This is a genomic window from Coleofasciculus sp. D1-CHI-01 (genome assembly GCF_040218875.1).
GTDB lineage: Bacteria > Cyanobacteriota > Cyanobacteriia > Cyanobacteriales > Coleofasciculaceae > Coleofasciculus.
The window spans coordinates 25,555-43,960 of record NZ_JAVJQP010000092.1 but is presented as its reverse complement, the minus strand read 5'-3'; the positions used below and the strand labels follow the sequence as shown (position 1 = coordinate 43,960).

12 protein-coding genes are annotated in these 18,406 nt (G+C 44.3%); 4 read left to right on the top strand and 8 right to left on the bottom strand.

Translation table 11 applies throughout. The features are described from left to right. Nucleotides 1-199 precede the first annotated feature (199 nt). From RIB93_RS16850 to RIB93_RS16830, 5 genes are all read right to left on the bottom strand, one after another. On the bottom strand, nucleotides 200-799 hold the full coding sequence (locus RIB93_RS16850; protein ID WP_446373884.1) for an REP-associated tyrosine transposase: 600 nt from the start codon (nucleotides 797-799) through the stop codon (nucleotides 200-202). Nucleotides 800-1,080: 281 nt separating this feature from the next. After that, entirely contained in the window at nucleotides 1,081-1,437 is a 357-nt protein-coding gene (locus tag RIB93_RS16845; protein WP_446373883.1) for a hypothetical protein, read from the bottom strand. A 193-nt stretch (nucleotides 1,438-1,630) separates the two neighbouring features. Beyond that, on the bottom strand, nucleotides 1,631-2,407 hold the full coding sequence (locus RIB93_RS16840) for an SGNH/GDSL hydrolase family protein (protein ID WP_446373882.1): 777 nt from the start codon (nucleotides 2,405-2,407) through the stop codon (nucleotides 1,631-1,633). Nucleotides 2,408-2,429: 22 nt separating this feature from the next. Further along, entirely contained in the window at nucleotides 2,430-2,558 is a 129-nt protein-coding gene (locus tag RIB93_RS16835) for a hypothetical protein (RefSeq protein WP_446373881.1), read from the bottom strand. A gap of 123 nt (nucleotides 2,559-2,681) precedes the next feature. Further along, a complete protein-coding gene (locus tag RIB93_RS16830) occupies nucleotides 2,682-3,113 on the bottom strand; it encodes an acyl-CoA thioesterase (protein WP_446373880.1) in 432 nt (143 codons plus the stop codon). 945 nt (nucleotides 3,114-4,058) lie between these two features. Between RIB93_RS16830 and RIB93_RS16825 the strand changes: the two genes are divergently transcribed. Together RIB93_RS16825 and RIB93_RS16820 are read left to right on the top strand one after the other, a co-directional pair. Further along, on the top strand, nucleotides 4,059-9,704 hold the full coding sequence (locus RIB93_RS16825) for a PAS domain S-box protein (protein ID WP_446373879.1): 5,646 nt from the start codon (nucleotides 4,059-4,061) through the stop codon (nucleotides 9,702-9,704). Continuing rightward, complete coding sequence (locus tag RIB93_RS16820) at nucleotides 9,704-10,699, top strand: diguanylate cyclase domain-containing protein (RefSeq protein WP_446373933.1); 996 nt, start codon at nucleotides 9,704-9,706, stop codon at nucleotides 10,697-10,699. Before RIB93_RS16825 ends, RIB93_RS16820 begins: the two co-directional genes overlap by 1 nt. A 116-nt stretch (nucleotides 10,700-10,815) precedes the next feature. On the opposite strand, the gene RIB93_RS16815 is transcribed toward RIB93_RS16820, so the two are convergent. Further along, a complete protein-coding gene (locus RIB93_RS16815) occupies nucleotides 10,816-11,181 on the bottom strand; it encodes an aspartyl protease (protein ID WP_446373878.1) in 366 nt (121 codons plus the stop codon). Further along, nucleotides 11,178-11,501 carry a hypothetical protein gene (locus tag RIB93_RS16810; RefSeq protein WP_446373877.1) on the bottom strand — a complete coding sequence of 108 codons (324 nt, stop codon included), beginning with the start codon at nucleotides 11,499-11,501 and terminating at the stop codon, nucleotides 11,178-11,180. The genes RIB93_RS16815 and RIB93_RS16810 overlap by 4 nt, the downstream gene beginning before the upstream one ends. 492 nt (nucleotides 11,502-11,993) lie before the next feature. On the opposite strand from RIB93_RS16810, the gene RIB93_RS16805 reads away from it, so the two are divergent. Then, on the top strand, nucleotides 11,994-15,362 hold the full coding sequence (locus tag RIB93_RS16805) for an AAA domain-containing protein (protein WP_446373876.1): 3,369 nt from the start codon (nucleotides 11,994-11,996) through the stop codon (nucleotides 15,360-15,362). A gap of 10 nt (nucleotides 15,363-15,372) precedes the next feature. Here the strand turns inward: RIB93_RS16805 and RIB93_RS16800 are convergent, their stop codons facing one another. Continuing rightward, the gene (locus tag RIB93_RS16800) at nucleotides 15,373-16,719 is read right to left on the bottom strand and encodes an SUMF1/EgtB/PvdO family nonheme iron enzyme (protein WP_446373932.1); all 1,347 of its coding nucleotides are present in this window, start codon (nucleotides 16,717-16,719) and stop codon (nucleotides 15,373-15,375) included. Nucleotides 16,720-16,856: 137 nt separating this feature from the next. Between RIB93_RS16800 and RIB93_RS16795 the strand changes: the two genes are divergently transcribed. Next, nucleotides 16,857-18,086: a caspase family protein gene (locus tag RIB93_RS16795; protein WP_446373875.1), complete on the top strand. Its 1,230-nt coding sequence runs from the start codon at nucleotides 16,857-16,859 to the stop codon at nucleotides 18,084-18,086. Nucleotides 18,087-18,406: the final 320 nt, after the last annotated feature.

The window sequence follows — 18,406 nt, the reverse complement described above, 5'->3', positions numbered from 1 at the left end:
AAGTTTACATTTCGCTTGTAGTTGCGCTTGTAGTTGCGCTTTAGCGCCGGTATAACGTTGAGGTTAGATCCTACATTGAAGTACTGATAGGCTCGCATCCCTTACTACAAACTCTAACCTTGCACAGTTAAATCATACAACTGTTAGATCCTACATTGAAGCGCTGAGTAGGCTCGCATCCCTTACTACAAACTACAAACTACAAACTAAACTTATCCCACTCTTTCCCGTAATCTTGAACAGGAAATCCAACCCAACACTGTCTCAACCACTCTCGCCCCCTTTCCTGCAAATACCAGTGAACACTACTTGTGTCCCAATCATAGGGAGATTCAACATAATTATGTTTCACCGGATTGTAGTGGATATAGTTTAAAGTAGCATAATAATGACGTTGCGAACGAATCGCGCGATCGCAGTAAGAATACCAAACTTTTCCCCTTAACTTATCTTCTAGATTCCACTGACGAGCCAGTCTACCATGAATCAGGCGAAAAATACCACTCACCCGCTTAAACTCAACGGTATTGACTAATACATGATAATGATTAGTTAAAATGACCCAGGCGAGGATTTCAATACCTGCGTCTAGGAAATTCTTAAATAATTGGTCTAAAAGTTCCTGACGACGAGAGATACTATTGATACGGGGTTTGTGTTCGTAGCAAGCCGCCGTTAGCAGGTAGAAAGGTTTATTTTGAAAAGGATGGGGCGGAGAATGAGGAGGAAAGCCTTGAAGTCTACGGTATTCAAGGATTTCAGCTTTTTGGATGGGAGTAAGGTAGCGATAGTTGTACATAAGTTTGTCCTTGCGCTTGTAGTTGCGCTTGTAGTTGCGCTTGTAGTTGCGCTTTAGCGCCAATATAACGTTGAGGTTAGTTCCTACGTTGACGCGCTGAGTAGGCTAAAGCCCTTACTACAAACTCTAACCTTGCACAGTTAAATTATACAACTGTTAGTTCCTACGTTGACGCGCTGATAGGCTCGCATCCCTTACTACAAACGACAAACTACAAACAGGACGACTAAACACTGGTGAATAGTCGCCCGGATAACTTTTTGGGGGGCTTTCAGGTGCGTTTAATCAGTGTTTTTTAGCCCTTCAATCATATCTTTCGCTTTTTCCAACACGTTCTTATCAGGCTGAGATTCTTCATACTTTTCCTTTTCCTCTTCGTAAAGTTTTTTTACCCCTTTTTTCGGATCTTTCGACAGTGCTTCTGTGGCTTCTTCGTAGGCTTCTTCTTTCTCTTGCTGTGACAATCCTAATTCAGTCTTTTCTGTTTTTGGTGGAGTCGTCAAGGGTGTATCAGAGTCAGCTAACGCGGCTTGATTGCTCAGGAGTAATAAACCCCCTAGATTGATTAAAGTAATTAAACTTAAAGCCCAAAGCATTTTGCCAATCCGTCGCTGAAAATTGATTAAAAATTGTAACATTGCCATCTCCTTTGAAGTGTAAAACCGAAATAGGCTTGAAATGCTAATCATAGCGGCTAATGATAACCTTAGCTTCTGCCCATGGATAGATATACTAATTTTATAATCGCCGCCAATCCTCAAGTTAAGCAATTATTACTGGCTAGGCTTGCTTGACTCGCTAAACCCATCTTACCCATTGAATTATTACTTATTATTTATGAATGTCTATTAATCCAGCCAAGAGCATTTTTTTTAACTCATGATTTAGCAGCTTATACCCCCTGGGATTGATATGTAACGTATCGTAAATGTACTGACTTTTAACCTGCTGATCCTCTACCAAAAGTGAATAGGCATCTAAAATTAAGACATTTTTGGCTTTTAGCGAGTAGAGGTAAGCATTGACATCCTCAACGGCTTTGGCGACATCAGGTGACCAAAACGGTTGACGAATCAGGGGAACCGGACCAATGGGGAAAATGGTGGTTAAAATAACGGTCGCATCCTGTTTGACTGCACGAGCGACAATCTTGTGGATATTAGTCTTACAGTTACTAATAATGGTGGATTTTTGCTTAGGGAATAGCGGGATTGTTTTCAAATCGTTAATCCCAACTTGCACAACGATAATATCGGGATGTAAGGGTAAAATATGTTGATCAAAACGTCCCCATACCTGAGTTGACGTTTGACTGCCAATGCCACGATTAATAAAAGAAACATTGTTAATATTGTCTGGCTCAACCCACATTGCTGCTCGCGAGTCACCAAAGAAGACAACGGTTACTGGAGAATCACTCGATGAACGATCAGCTAACGCATCCCCACTAAAAGTTTGTAGTCCGAGGGGATCGAGATTAGTTTTGTTCAGTTGTAGGTAGTACGATTTGGCTTGCGAGAAGAGGAAGATATTGACAACCAGTGACACAACTAATGCGACTAGAGACAAGAATAATGCCAACCGGAATAAACGTTTTCGTTTCTGCATTTTGTAAATGTATTTGTTTCGATTATGCGTCTATAAAACGCCATAATTTTAACTCGCTGGTGAAATTTACCTCAATAGGACTTCCGACTGGATGGATAATATAGCAACCGCCATAGCGGTTAGGGCGCATCATTTGGTAGAGACGTTGCATGCAACGTCTCTACAACAGTTCGGAAAGTCCTAATCAATGTGTCTACTGCTATAATTTCAGTCTGGTTTAACGATTAAGCTTAATTTAAATTAACAAATCAAGCTTAAGTGAGTGGGATTAAAATTAAGTGTATGACAGCTCATCAGAGGGTTGGATTGACTCGAAAGTCGTCAGAATCTCTTTAGGAATTCCCCGTGGGCGCATCGTAACCCCATCCACCCACACCCAGATTGCTTCAGCAATGACTAAGGGTTGCACTTCTGCCAATCGATGAATTTCATAGTGTCTAATTGCCCGGGTTCCTTTCATCTGCTGTAGCCAAGTGGTGATTTCTAGGGTATCATCTGCCATTGCTGGACGCAGGTAGTCAATCGCAATCCGACGCATGACAAACACACCTCCTAGATTTCGGCATTGTGCCAAGGAGTAACCCAGGAGTTGGGCGTGTTCCACGGCGGCTTGTTCAAGATAATTCTGGTAAACACCATTGTTGACATGTCCGAGGACATCAATTTCATAATGCCGCACCCGCAATTGCCTGGTATAGATTTGCATGGGCTTTCACTGTCGTCGAGGATTCTCAGGGTTGAGTATACGCGCTTTTGCGAGTCCCTAGCTAAGTTAGCATACTGAAAACTCTGGCACAGCCACGTCTATGACTGTCTTGATTTAGCCCAGATAGCGCCACCGAGTATTTCAATAGCGTGCTTGATCGTTTATTATAGAAATTAAGCTGTTCTATTTTTTCTCACCTTGCCATTAACCTGGAGGAATCATTAATAAACGAATTCTGAAGTGGGTAGCGGCAAAGTAGCTGAATGTCTAGAACACGACTAATCGTTTTCAGTCAGATTAGGCACAATCAAGAGACGGCTTGCCACTCTCGATTTTTGTTGCTGCATTGAGTGGTAAATTCCTCTAGGAAAACTACAAACTATTTGACTTTTTTGCCATTTAATGCTGATGTTATAATTTATTAATTTCCTAATCAATACGTAAATTTTTTTTAATTTTTTTTGCAGTTTAGCCCGACAAATCAGGAAAAACTACGCAGAGCTTTGCAGTCTAGTTGTGGGTAGATAAGCTAGTTAAGTGTTCAACTCTATGCATGGCAGATATAACCGACCCGCTTTTGCAACAGGGATGTTTCTAAAGTCAGAAAAAATCGTAACTTTGACTCTGGGATATGGGGAGGAAAACTGTCACTGCATTACCTTAGTACCGCACGATCTTGGACGTCAAACGTCAAAAACATTTTGCCATGACTCAGTTCACTGATTTGAATAGTCGGTTTTTCTGGCGTCCGCGTGTAAGCTGTCACGCATTTAAATTGGGAATGGGTAGCGAGCAAGATGCTCGCACTACAAGGATTTCGCAATTCTTGACATTATGGTTTAAATGCCGAACAGCTTACTACCCTGAATCCTTATGTTCAGTCCCTTTATCGTTATCGCTGACTGAAATAAGCCCAAGTTTCTCCACTCGGTAGAGTTTGTTTGTATGTTTCCCTTTTTCAATCGACTGTTAATCGATGGGTTGATTCATTGGTGTAATTTAGCTGGCTGGCTTTTGGATTCCAGCCCAATTCGCCCAGTGCTAATGTATGGCGGTGTCTTCGCTGTCATCGGGTTACTGGCTATAGGTTTAGTTGGCTTAAGACAAACTCAACGAAAAAGAAATGCTACCGCTTTTGCCAATTCGCCAGAACACTTGAGTCAAACAATACCAACCGACTTCGCCCCATTGTTTCAAGCGATTCCTCAGGCGGTAGTTGTTACGGATACAGACGGTTTTATCGTTAAGGTTAACTCAGCTTTTAATCAGCTTTTTGGGTATCAACCAGAAGCCTTAGTGGGACAACCCTTATCGCAGTTGTATGCGAATCCTGAAGAGTTTGATCCACAGACGATGAATCCGGATTCGGCGGATTTCAATCAGTCCAAACTGATAAACTATCAACGCCAAACGGGGGATAGTTTTAGCAGCGAAACCCTCAATAGTGTCGTTAACGATAGCGAAGGAAACGTTGTGGGAATTCTCTGGCTGATTCGTGATATTAGCGATCGCCAGCCGACTGAGGTGCGCTTACAACTGTTGGAACGGGCGATCGCAGCCAGTAGTAATGGTATCCTGATTACTGATCCAAATGTACCCGATAATCCGATTATTTTCGTCAATCCCGGCTTTGAGCGAATTACCGGTTATTCAGCTCAAGAGGTTTTGGGAAAAAACTGTCGCTTCTTACAAGGAGATAATCATCAACAACCTGGCTTAGATAAACTAAAAGCGGCACTGCAAAACGAACAAGACTGTCACATTGTCTTACAAAACCATCGCCAAGACGGTACACGCTTCTGGAATGAATTGTCCATTTCCCCCATCCGCGATCGCCATGGCAAACTCACCCACTATATTGGCATTCAAACTGATATTAGTGAACGTCGCCAAGCCGAACAAGAACGCGATCGCATCTTTGACCTGTCCGTTGATATGCTTTGTATTGCGGGGTTTGATGGCTATTTTAGACGCCTGAATCCCGCTTGGGAAAAAACCTTGGGGTGGAGTGAAGCTGAACTCTTAGCCCAACCCTATCTGGAATTGGTTCATCCCGATGATCGCGCCGCGACTCTGGCGGAAGCTGAACGACTGACAACGGGGAAAGATTCCATCGCCTTTGAAAATCGCTATCGCTGTTCCGATGGTTCCTATCGTTGGCTGTTGTGGAATGCGAAAGCCTTAGTTGAAGAAGGATTAATTTATTGTGTTGCTCATGACGTAACTCAACGCAAGCAAGCCGAAGCCGCCTTACGGGAGAGTGAAGCCCGCTTCCGGGCGATGGCAGATAGTGCGCCTGTACTGTTGTGGGTGGCTGGAACCGATGGACGTTGTACGTTTTTCAACCGCTCCTGGTTGAACTTTACTGGACGCCGTTTAGAGGATGAACTGGGCGAGGGATGGCTAGAGGCGGTACATCCAGCAGACAAGGAGAATTGCCGACAAACCTATACTCATGCCTTTAACCTTCGCCAAGCCTTTCGCCTGGAATACCGACTGCGACGCGCTGATGGGGAATACCGTTGGCTCTTAGATACAGGTGTACCTCGGTTTGGCACGGATGGTAGTTTTCTCGGTTATATCGGTTCTTGTATCGATATCACAGATGTAAAAGAAAGTCAAGCCGCCCTCGAATATTCCCAATCCCTGCTATCGGGGGTCTTAAATAGTTCCTTAGATGGGGTGATGGCATTTGAAGCGGTTCGCGATCGCCAAGGGACGATTATTGATTTTAAATGGCTGCTGATTAATCCTGCTGCTGAACGCATGGTGGGACGAACGAGTGAGGAACTGATGGGTCAGCAGTTACTCATGGAAATGCCGGGAAATCGCCAGGAAGGGCTGTTTGATTTCTATGTTCAGGTAACCGAAACGGGGATTCCGCTTGAGCGAGAATTTCATTACCACCACGAAGGAATTCAGGCTTGGTTTCAAATCGCCGCCGTCAAATTAGGGGACGGGTTTGCCGTTACCTTTGGTAATATCACCCATCGCAAACAAGCCGAGGAAGAACTATATCAGAAAAACTCAGAACTGCAAGCGATTTTTAACGCCCTTCCCGATTTGTATTTTCGCTTGAGCCAAGATGGAAGCATTCTCGACTATAAAGCCCCAAATTTGGGTGAATTATACGTCGAGCCAGAACAGTTTCTGGGAGAACCTGTATACAATGTTCTCCCTGCTGATGTGAGTGATAAAATTCAGGGGGCGATCGCGCAGGTAATTCAGAGCCAATCCCCAGTTAGTCTGGACTATTCCTTATCCTTAGAGACAGGGGAGCAAAATTATGAAGCCCGACTCGTGCCATTTTTGGACAATCAGATTATTGGGATTATCCGTAATATTACCGAGCGCAAACAGATTGAACAACAACAGCGCCAAGACGAAGCCGCGATTCGGGCTTTATATCGAGTGGCTGCTGCACCCAAACTCACGTTTGAGCAACGCCTACAAGGACTCTTGGCCTTGGGGCGGCGTCATTTTGGTCACGATGTCGGTATTGTGTCTCAGATTGAACAAGGGCGCTGTCTGGTGATTGCAGCTCAAGTTCCGCCTAAATCACCTCGACAGGTGCAGGCGGGAGATACCTTTGAATTAGGACAGACAATTTGCAGCGAAACGATTCACGCCAAGGAACCGATCGCGTTCGAGTCGGCTGAAGATACAGAATGGGCAAATCATCAAGCCTGTCTCACGTTTGGAATTAAATCCTATCTGGGTACGAGTGTCAAGGTAGCGGGAAACGTGTATGGGGCGCTGTGCTTTTTAAGTCTCCATCAACGTCCCACCCTCACCGCCAAAAATCGCTCGGCGTCTCCTCAACTGCTCAAACTCATGGCACAGTGGGTGGGTCATGAGATCGAACGTCAACAAGCCAGAACCTTATTAGAGCGGCAATTGCAACGGATGTTGCTGCTCAAACAAATTACCCAAGAAATTCGCCAAAGCTTAGACAGTAAGCATATTTTTCAGACGGCGGCGACGCAAGTGGGTCAGGTTTTCGGTGTAAATCGTTGTCTGATTCATACTTACCTGGACGTGCCAAGTCCGCAAATTCCGTTGGTGGCTGAGTATCTAGAACCCGGTTACGAGTCAACCCGAGAGCAAACGATTCCAGTTTTAGGCAATCCTCACGCCCAAGCGGTGCTGGCGCAAGACCAAGCGGTGAGTTCCGAGAATGTTTATACTGATCCACAACTAGAGGGGGGGAATCAGCTTTGCCGTCAGATTGGTCTTAAATCCATGCTTTCGGTGCGTACTTCGTATCAGGAGCAGACCAATGGTATTATTTGCCTGCATCAATGCGATCGCTTCCGTCAGTGGAGTAATGATGAAATTGAACTGTTAGAAGCGGTGGCGGCGCAAGTTGGGATTGCTTTAGCTCAAGCTCAACTCTTAGAACAGGAAAAGCAACGGCGGGAAGAACTGACACTCAAGAACCTCGCCCTACATAAAGCGAAACGGGAAGCCGAAGTCGCTAATCGGGCAAAAAGTGAGTTTCTGGCAATGATGAGCCATGAAATCCGCACGCCGATGAATGCGGTGATTGGTATGGCTGGGTTGTTGTTGGATACGGAATTGACGCCGCAACAGCAAGACTTTGCCAATACGATTAGTAGTAGTGGTGAAGCGTTACTGACGATTATTAATGATATTCTGGACTTCTCGAAAATAGAATCCGGCAAATTGGAGTTAGAGGAACACCCCTTTGATGTGCATGTTTGTATTGAGGAAGCGTTAGATTTAGTTGCCTCTCAAACGGCGGCGAAGGGATTGGAACTCGCTTATTTAATTGAACCCCAAACACCGACCAATGTGGTGGGTGATATTACCCGCCTGCGACAGATTCTGGTGAATTTGCTGAGTAATGCGGTGAAGTTTACTGAACAGGGGGAAGTGGTGGTATCGGTGATGAGTCGAGCGTTGTCTGGGGAAGTATCCGGTGTAGGGGCGGGTTTGACCGATAACATTTTGCCACAAACCGATAAGTTGACTAAACCCGCCCTTGGGGAAGCCCCTAGACAGGAGATTAAAGCGTATCCAAGTCGGATTGACAACCAAGAAACCTACGAACTGCAATTTACGGTCAGAGATACGGGAATTGGGATTCCGCGCGATCGCATGAATCGGTTGTTTAAACCGTTCTCTCAGGTGGATGCGTCGATGACGCGCAATTATGGTGGGACAGGATTGGGTTTAGCGATTAGTAAGCGCTTGAGTGAACGGATGGGCGGGCGCTTGTGGGCAGAAAGTGAGGTAGGGAAAGGTTCGACGTTTTATTTCACGATTGTAGTGAAATCAGACCCCAATTCGGTCACGGCGGAGTTGGATACACCCCAACCGGAGTTACGAGGAAAACGGTTACTGGTAGTGGATGATAATGCGACGAATCGGCAGATTATCACCCTACAGGCGCAGTCGTGGGGAATGGAGGTGAAAACAGCCGCATCAGGAGAGCAAGCGCTGAATTGGTTAGCCGATTCGGAACCTTTTGATCTGGCGGTTTTGGATTGGCAAATGCCAGAAATGGATGGTTTGACCTTAGCGTTACAAATCCAGGTGTTACCGAATAATGAACAACTCCCCTTGGTCATGCTCAGTTCTGTGGGTCGGCAAACCCCATATCAACCCGATGATATGCCCAAGTTTGCGGCATTTCTGACCAAGCCGATTAAGCAATCCCAGCTTTATAATATTTTTGTGGCAATTTTAGGACGTAGGCGGATTTCGGTGCGTCCGGGCGATCGCTCATCGGGACGGCTTGAGGCTGAGTTTGCCCAGAGGTTACCGTTAAGCATTCTGCTAGTTGAAGATGTGGCGGTCAATCAAAAGGTGGCTCGCCAGATGTTGCAGCGCTTAGGATATCGCGCAGATGTGGCGAACAATGGACAAGAGGCGCTGGAATCCCTGCGTCGTAAGTCCTATCAGATTGTTTTCATGGATGTGCAGATGCCAGAAATGGACGGATTGGAGGCAACTCGCCGCATCCGGGCTGAATGGTCGTCAGCTTGCCAACCCTGGATTATTGCCATGACGGCTCATGCGATGCAGGGCGATCGAGAACAATGTTTGCAAGTAGGCATGAATGACTATATCAGTAAACCGATTCGACCGGAAGCCCTGGTTCAAGCCTTAACCACTTATGCTCAAGTGCTGGATCAAGAAGGCAGAGATAGCATAACGGATTATTCAGAGGACGTATCTGTGCCAGAAATAACCTCAGACTCCAGTGTCACCCCTGCTTTGGATCGGCAAGTGCTGCAAGATTTAAGAGAAATTGCCGGAGACGATTATGAGGGGTTAATCGCGGAAGTGATTGACAGTTATCTGGAAGACTCCCCACCTAGGGTACAAGCGATTCGGAATGCGATCGCTCATGATGATGCTAATGCTCTGCACCAATCTGCCCATGCATTGAAATCATCAAGTCTGACGATTGGTGCAACGGGTTTGGCGCAACTGTGTGCTGAGTTAGAAGCGTTGGGGGAAACGGGAAACCTAGAGCATGCTTCCACCCTGATTTCCCGGTTTGATGCGGAGTATGAGCGAGTTGTCACTGCGTTGCAACAAGAGCATCCGAGGAAACTATGATGAATCAGTCTGACTTTCACCGTGACCCTCCCCTGATTTTGATTGTGGATGATGAAAAGACCCTACGCCTAGTGCTGCGTCGGGCGATGGAACAGGAGGGGTATCAGGTGTCAGAAGTGGGGGATGGGCATCAATGTCTGGCGTTTTGCACCGAACAGTTACCCGATATTATTTTGTTGGATGGGGTGATGCCTGTGATGGATGGGTTTACCTGTTGCGCTCAGTTACAAGAACGATTTGGTCAGAAATGCCCACCTGTTTTGATGATTACAGGACTTAATAATCAGGAATCGGTAGACCGAGCGTTCGAGGCGGGCGCTACGGACTATATCACGAAACCAATTCATTGGGCGGTGCTGCGGCAACGGGTGCGTCGGTTACTGCATACCCATTGGGTGATGGCGGAGTTACACTGCAAAATTGAGCAAGAACGGGTGCTGAAGGCGAAGTTAGAGGAAATGAATCAGGAGTTGCAACGGTTGGTTGATTTGGATGGGTTGACTCAGATTGCCAATCGTCGAGCGTTTGATCAGGCGTTGCAGCAGGAGTGGAAACGATTGGCGCGGGAACAATCACCTCTGTCGTTAATTTTGTGTGATATTGATTTTTTTAAGGCATATAACGATACCTATGGACATCAAGCGGGAGATGAGTGTCTTAAACAAGTTGCTGATATTTTGCGTAAAGCGGCAAAGCGTCCAGCGGATGTGGTAGCTCGGTATGGGGGGGAGGAATTTGTGGTGATTTTACCGAATACCTCCCTCAGAGGTGCGATGCAGGTGGCAGAATCGATTCGCTCGAAACTGAAGTCGCGGGCGATTGTGCATGAGGGGTCTGGGGTGAGTAAGTTTGTCACCTTAAGTTGTGGTGTAGCTGGAGTAATTCCGCCGCCAAAAACGACTCCAGAGCGGCTAATTGCGGAGGCAGATCAAGCGCTGTATAAAGCTAAGGTAGAAGGGCGCGATCGCGTGGTGGGAAATTTGGTTGAGGTTTGATTGTTATTTGTCATTTGTCATTTGTCATATTTGTATTCCATAAACGTCAAAAGCGCTGTATTTTCTGGTTCCCCCCGTGCAACAAAATACAATTGATTTTACTCCCTTTCCAGAACTTATAATGTCAAAATACCCTTTCGTTTCTTTACGATTAGTTCGATACTATCTAACCACTGAGAACCGATTAAAATATCAGGGAGTCCTTCTCCAACGTGAACGGGAATGGTAAACTCTTGGTTATCGATCATTACCGTTCCTGCATAGAGGTCAAAAAGCTCATTACCTCGCGCCGTTGTCATGTCGATTTCATAGGCGATCGCAGACCACTGTAACGCCTCGATATCCTGAGCGTTAAGTGCTAGCCAACCTGTGGTAAAACCCGTATCTAGAAGTGCTTCAACGGCAAAACGTTCGCCATTTGCGGCTATCAGTTCAATCTCAAAGAACAACTCCCCATTTTCACCAAACCTGCCTACAATCATATCGTGCCGCAAGTTCCGGTTTCATTCAGTCGAAAGATTGTTAGCTTAACATCAGTATTGACATAACGTTCTTGTCCTTTTTGAAGCACTCCGTCTAGTTTTGGGTCAATTAAATAGTCGCCGCTATCGGGTTCTATGGCAATGAACCAATTGTAGTATTGTTCAATCAGTTCCGGGCGAAGTCGTTCAAAAATAACTCGGCAACGCTTGCCCAGTTCAATGCGTTTCGCTCTGCGTCTGGCTAATTCTTCTGGCGGGATGGTATATTCTGGGAATATCCGTCCCCGTCTTGCTTGGCGCTTCTGTGGTAAGGATGTCATGTTGAGTTCGAGAATGTTACATTAGGGATTGTGGTAATGGTATTTTATCTAACATGCCGCTCCCTGATACTCAATCTAGGTTAACTATCCCCCTTTTGCTAGGAACCCGGTAGAAAGCTCTAGGACTCCAGGGTTCCGAGCCAGTAGTGGCATGGTACGCTTACTTTGATGGATAACGCTTGCATTCAGAAACCGTAGGGGCGCAAAGCCTTGCGCCCGATTTAACTGTAAAATCTATTCCACCATTTTAGCTGTGTCACACCGCCATCGTGGGTTAGGCGGGTACTTGATCAGGAAAATAACCTTTAATAACATGTCCGCCCTAACCCACTAATAACGAAACTTATAGCATCTTAAGATTTACTTTATAAATCACCCGTCAAAAGCTAGATAGCATTTGATGAGATACTCCCTTCCAGTCTTGGGCTATTGAAATCAGGAACCAGAAAATGCTAGAAAGGACAATAAGGTATACAAGGTAGCCTGAAGGGGATGTTGAACGAAGTAAGCAAGGTAGACGCGATTCTCAACGCCTGGTTTGACTACATCGCTTTGGACGATTACAGTAGCGCCAGAATCAAAGTAGCCAATCAGGATACCGTAAAACAGCGGGGTATAAAGCTAGTAGGTGATCATGTATTAATTGAGACAGATATCTTTTCAGAACTGCAACAAAAGGTTGCCAAGAGACCAAAAGATCAACAGGAAGCTGTTTGGGTCTTGTCGTTTCCCCAAATTTTGGATGTAGAAAACAAAACATCTTATTTTTGTCCTCTGTTTAGCTTGGATATTACATCCATACTTAAAGGAGAGTACCGAGAAGATGGATGGAATCTAGATAACCTGACACTCACGGAAGCAGGATATAACTTAGCCACATTCCTAAAACTGGATGATGAACAGCAAGAGCAATTAATCACCCAAGATGGACTGCGACGCTTTCTCGAAACAACGTTTGAGCTAACATTTGATAGTTATCAGGAGTGGATGGAGCGGGTTGTTATACCTCGTCGTTCTGGTAAACAAATTAAGGGACAGCCATATTTGTTTGAGTTTACCGGAGGCAGATTTACTGGCAAGCTCCGGAAAGATTTAAAAGATATTAAGTCACGATCAAAATATTGGTTGAAACAAGGACATCCAGCTCGCGAATATCTATTCGGTACACCACAAGATCATCAAGATGAGATTACCTATATGGGAGCTTTCCCAACCCATGCACCAACTAACTCGCAATTAACAGCAATAAAACATGCCCAAACAGAACCTGTAACGGCAGTCCAGGGTCCTCCCGGCTCTGGGAAAACTACTCTAATCCTTCATCTGATTGCTCAACAGGTAGTACAACGTGCAATTAGCCTGGTTGAGAATGATGAGGATATTAATAATTTGACCGTTGTTAGCAGCACTAATAATAAAGCAGTTGAAAACGTAATTGAGAAACTGAATGAATCTTTGAACAACCGTATTTTCTATCTTAAAGGAGGAAGCACACCTAACATTAAATCTGCGGGAGGAGCGATCGAAAAGTTAAACGCTGCAATCGATTACTTGCAAAAAACTAGTTTCAATGCAAATCATAGTACTAAGATAAAACAGCAAATAAAATCTATTAAAGATGAACTGAGGCAGCAAGAATTGGCTCATTTAGAATTACGTTGCCAAAGATCATTCGCCGAACAAAATATGCCTCGTTTCAAACGAAAATACCAAGCAATTATAGAACAATTAGATGGAGATAAAAAGGCTAAAATTAATTTTCAGATACGAGTTGAATACTTGGCAGAATATGAACAATTTCCCACAGAAGCTTATCGACAAATTAAGTTGCACTTTGATACGGCTGAGTTACAGTTACCCGCAGGAAATTTGCCTTGGTGGATTCGTTTATGGCGGTGGCTGATTGGCAAAACAGAACAAAATATTTTGGCTAATACGAGGTCAGCTTGTCATTCCGCAATCCAAAGCACATTTAGTACCTCCTTTCCTGTGGAAGCCCCCAAAAATCGCAGTGATTTGGTAAGACAGGCGCAGTTGGTTAGAGAACGACTAGATAAAGCAGATGAGCTAAAAAGCGTACAAGAAAAATTACAAGAAATTTCTGAAATTCTAATCAGTCGAGAGCGAGAAAGATATGAGATCGGCTCAGAACTGAGTGATTTGGAACGGAGGTTAGAAACTGAACTGGAAGATTTTTACGCTTCATTTCATGAAAATTTTCATAACAAGCACCAAGAGTTATTTAAACTATCGCTGCTGTTTCTTGATCAGCAAGCTCTCCTTTATAAAGAACGTGTGAAATCTACTTTAGAACTGTATGTAAATATGCTTTCTGGAAATTGGAAAGATAAATATAAAATGGAAGAAAATTTAGATGATAATATTAAATATTCGAGCTTAATTTTTCCAGTGATTACTAGTACATTACTTTCAATACGAAATATGTTGCCGTGGGTAGAGGAATGTGTTGACCGCACAATTATAGATGAAGCCGGAATGATTCCACTGCATCAGACCTTTCCTCTGTTAGTGCGATCGCGCAAAGCTATTATTGTTGGAGATCCTTTCCAAATAGAGCCTGTAATCTCTTTGAGTGAGCAGAGACGTGATAACTACTTTCACACAGCGTTTCTTGACAAAGGATTAACTAAAATTGATTACCATTGTTATAGTCCAGAAGAATATAGTGCAACTTCTTATCATCGCGCCGCAGGAGCAAGAGGAGAAAACAACGATAAGGGCAAAGGAATTTGTTTGATTGAGCATTACCGCTGTCAACCTAGCATTATTCAATATTGCAATAAAATTGCTAACTATGGATTAGAAGTTAAAACAGCACCCGTTACTTCACTGCTAGAATCAAATTTGATTGCTTATCATGTTGAGGGAAATATTAAAGGTAATGTTAATCAGGAAGAAGTTACTGCAATAGGTGACTTAATCCAGCATTTATATAATCAAGGCTACTCACTAAAAGATATTGGTGTGATTTCAGCGTTTCGCGCTCAAGCTGATGCGTTAAGGGACGGTTTGCGTCGAAATTTGCCTGATTTAGATAAAAAATCTATTGGCACGATTCATGCTTTTCAAGGGTCTGAGAAAAAGGTAATTATCCTCTCAACAAAGGTGTGCCGACCGCAAGATAACGTTGCTTGGATTAATCGGCGTCCCAACCTTCTGAATGTTGCCGTATCGAGAGCTAAAGAACTGTTTATTCTAGTGGGTAATCTTTACAGACTAGAGAAAGCTGGAAATTATACTCGTCAACTCGTTGAACATATTCGAGACCAGGGAAATATTTTAGAGTATAAATCTGAGGTTGAAATTCCTAAGCAACAGCCGGGATCTGTGCTGATTTATAATTGTGATCATTTAAATATTTTGAAAGAAGCAATTGAGCAAGCTGAACAGGAACTGGTGATTGTTACGCCTTGGATTAGAGGAGAAGAACCGAAATATTTTGTTAATGATGTTGTTTCAGCTTTGGAAAGAGGAGTGAAGGTGACACTAGTTTATGGTCACAAAACTAGCGAGGAAAATGAACATGATAATAATGATGTTTACGCCGAGAAAAACCTGAAAGAATTATTTGATCATTATCCAGGTTCAGATTTAATTCGATTAGGGGAAGCAATACATATAGAAAGTAAAGGAACCAATGAAAAGATCTTGATTTGCGACACAAAATTTGCTGTTTTCGGAAGTTGGAATTGGCTTTCTCATCCTTACAGAAGCCAGTGTATTAGGAGGTCACTAATAAATCCCAAGGTTCAAATTCGCCGAGAGACGAGCATAAAAATTTCAGACTTATCCTCTATCGCAGATGTAAAAGAAAGAATTTATAGTCTCAGAACTCAATAATCAGAAAAATTTACCCAGAAGAAAAAATAACTCGAAAACCAAATTCCTTGTTGAGGATATTCGGATTTTCAGAAAAGCGAGATGCACAACGACAGAAATGAGGAGAGTAATCCCAGGAACCACCCCGCAATTTTCTATATTCTGAATTGCCATCAGTTATCCACGCATTACCATCCAATGGTGCGCTTTGATAGTTCTGGTGGTCATAGTCAGCACACCACTCCCAGACATTACCATGCATGTCACAGAGTCCGAAGCTGTTAGCTGGAAAACAAGCAACCTCGGTAGTTCGTTGGTGATAAACTCCACAAGGTTCATTACCATAAGTTCCTTTGCCCAAAATTCCCTCAATTTCTCGGTTTTGTCCACAATAGTTGGCTAGATCAGTTGTAACTGTTTTACCAAAATGGAATGGGGTTGATGTTCTGGCGCGGCAGGCATATTCCCATTCAGCTTCACTTGGTAATCGGTATTCTCTTCCCGTTTCTCTCGACAGTCGCTGACAAAACTCTAGTGCATGATACCAGGACACTCGTTCAACAGGTAAGTTATCCCCCTTAAAACAGGATGGGTCAGGGTTGAGTTCGCGTTTGATTTTCGCAAGGAACGCGATCGCTCTCCACTGCGCCTGAGTAATAGGATACTTACCCATAAAGAAAGGTTTGACAGTGACTAGATGTTGAGGACGTTCATCTTCCTGGGATGCTTCCTCTGCTTTAGGTGATCCCATCGTAAATTTACCACCTGGGATGGAAACCATTTCTAGCTCAACTACACCGCCTAAACTTTCTATGAAGTACTGTGCCTTTTTAGAGCAACGGTTAGCCACTTTCCCCATGGCATCTACTGTTACTACTTCAAACTTTAAGGTTGAGAGGGTGGGGATAGGCGACAGATGCGCGGTTTGCGAGCTTTGAGTTTGAGTTCCAAAATTCGGGTCTTGTTCAGCTAGCAAAGCACGGAGGCGACTAAGTTCGCTCTCCCAATTACTCGAGTCAGTACAGTCAAGGTGGACGCGGTAATCGATACGTAAAGGTAGATCACAGGGTTTTAAAAGTAGTGGAATCAGGCGATCGTGTTGCTCGGCTACGCTCAAGTACGAGACCAAATTCTCGCTTAACTTAAACCACTTGTCCTTTTTGTAATTGGGGGTGAAAACCAACACAGTGTAGTGACTTTTGGTGACAGCACGCTCGAACTCATTGACCTTCGTTGCCCCAGGACGGAAGTCTTGAGTAGTAATAACTCGCTTAGATGGCAAGCCCAGCTTAGGTAATAGGTGTTTTTCAACCCAAGTGCGGTCAGTAGTAGTGTAGGAAATGAACAGATCATACTGGTAATCATTCTGACCGATCATGCTGTTCAATGGCAATGGTGTATCTGTATCTAATCCTCAGCTCAATTTAGGTATTGAGCGGATGAATTAACTATAAATCTATTATTGTCAGTCCCATCGGTCATGTCTAGCTAAATAGGAGACCCTTCATGTCGGGAATGGAAAATGCATACGCACTAGTGGTCGGTATTGCCAACTACCAAAACCTTACACAACTCCCATCAACTGTCTTAAAGGATGCGCGGGATATCTACAACTTGCTTATTGACCCCCTACACTGCGGGTACTCTCCAGACAACGTACAATTACTGCTAGATGAGCAGGCTACTAAAGCAGCTATTAGCCAAGCACTGGCTCACCTTACTCAAACTAGTAATCAGGACTCCACAGTATTCTTGTACATTTCTAGCCACGGTGGACGAATTGAGTGTGGTTCCCATACTGGTGAGTACCTGTTACCTGTTGAGACAGACCCAACATCAGAGGCATCAATAGCTCAAACAGCAATTTCTGGCATTCAGCTTACTGAAGCTTTAAGGGCTATTCCCGCCAGAAAGATTGTAGTGATCTTTGATTGCTGTCACTCAGGTGGTATTGGTCAGCCCAAAAAATTTGGTCTAGTCATTAAAGCTGGCTTGCCAGAAAGCTACTATGATGTATTGCAGCAAGGACAGGGACGAGTAATTCTAGCATCTTCCCGTGACACAGAATTTTCCTATGTGTTACCTGGTGCAGCTAACAGTCTTTTTACCCAGCACTTACTAGCAGGTTTACAAGGCGGTATCCCAAGCAATGACGGTCTTATCCGGATTTTTGATCTGTTTGAGTATCTTCAACCCAAAGTTACTGCTGACAACGCCAACCAACACCCCATTTTCAAGGCAGAACTAGAAGAGAATATCCCAATTGCTCTTTATTTAGGTGGTCAAAAAGGTATTGTCCCCATAGTGGAAGAGAATTTTCGATATGATGCCTACATCAGTTATGTAGATCAAGAGCCTGATACTACCTGGGTGTGGGACACACTACTACCGCGATTAGAAAAAGTCGATTTGCGCCTCGCTGTTTCTGGCGATGTTGAAACCCCTGGCGTAGCCCGTGTAGTTAATATAGAGCGCGGCATTACTCAGTCCAAACGTACTATTATCGTACTCTCGGAAGCCTATCTGACAGATAACATGGCAGAGTTTGAGAACATCCTGGCGCAAACAATGGGTATTCAGGAAGGTACATACCGCCTACTACCTGTTAAAATCTCGCCAATCGAGCAAAATCAGTTACCCACGCGGCTGAGTATGCTGACTACATTAGATCTTGTCCATCCTCGCCGTGCTGAGCGTGAGTTTGATCGCTTAGTCAACGCGCTGCGAGGATCGTTGCCTCAGTGATAAGCCGTTGAATTGGCTAACTTGAGTTAATTTCCCCTATCTGTTTTGAACTGAAGTTCCCCCCATACAGATGTACTGCACCCAGGCTAAAGCCTTATTCCGTGGTGGTTTTAGCGCTCAACCCCCTCAAAAATTGTACCCATGTAGCCCTTGCCAAAATACCGCGATACGTTCCTTTGGAACAGGCTCCGCCAACGCGGTATTTTGGCAATATGACAAGAGATCGGTTGAAACCCACGCTACATCAAGGTTTCAGCGATTGTACCCATGTGCGGCGGCTAAAAAATCGCGGAAAGCCGCACGGTGAGGCAGTTTTGATT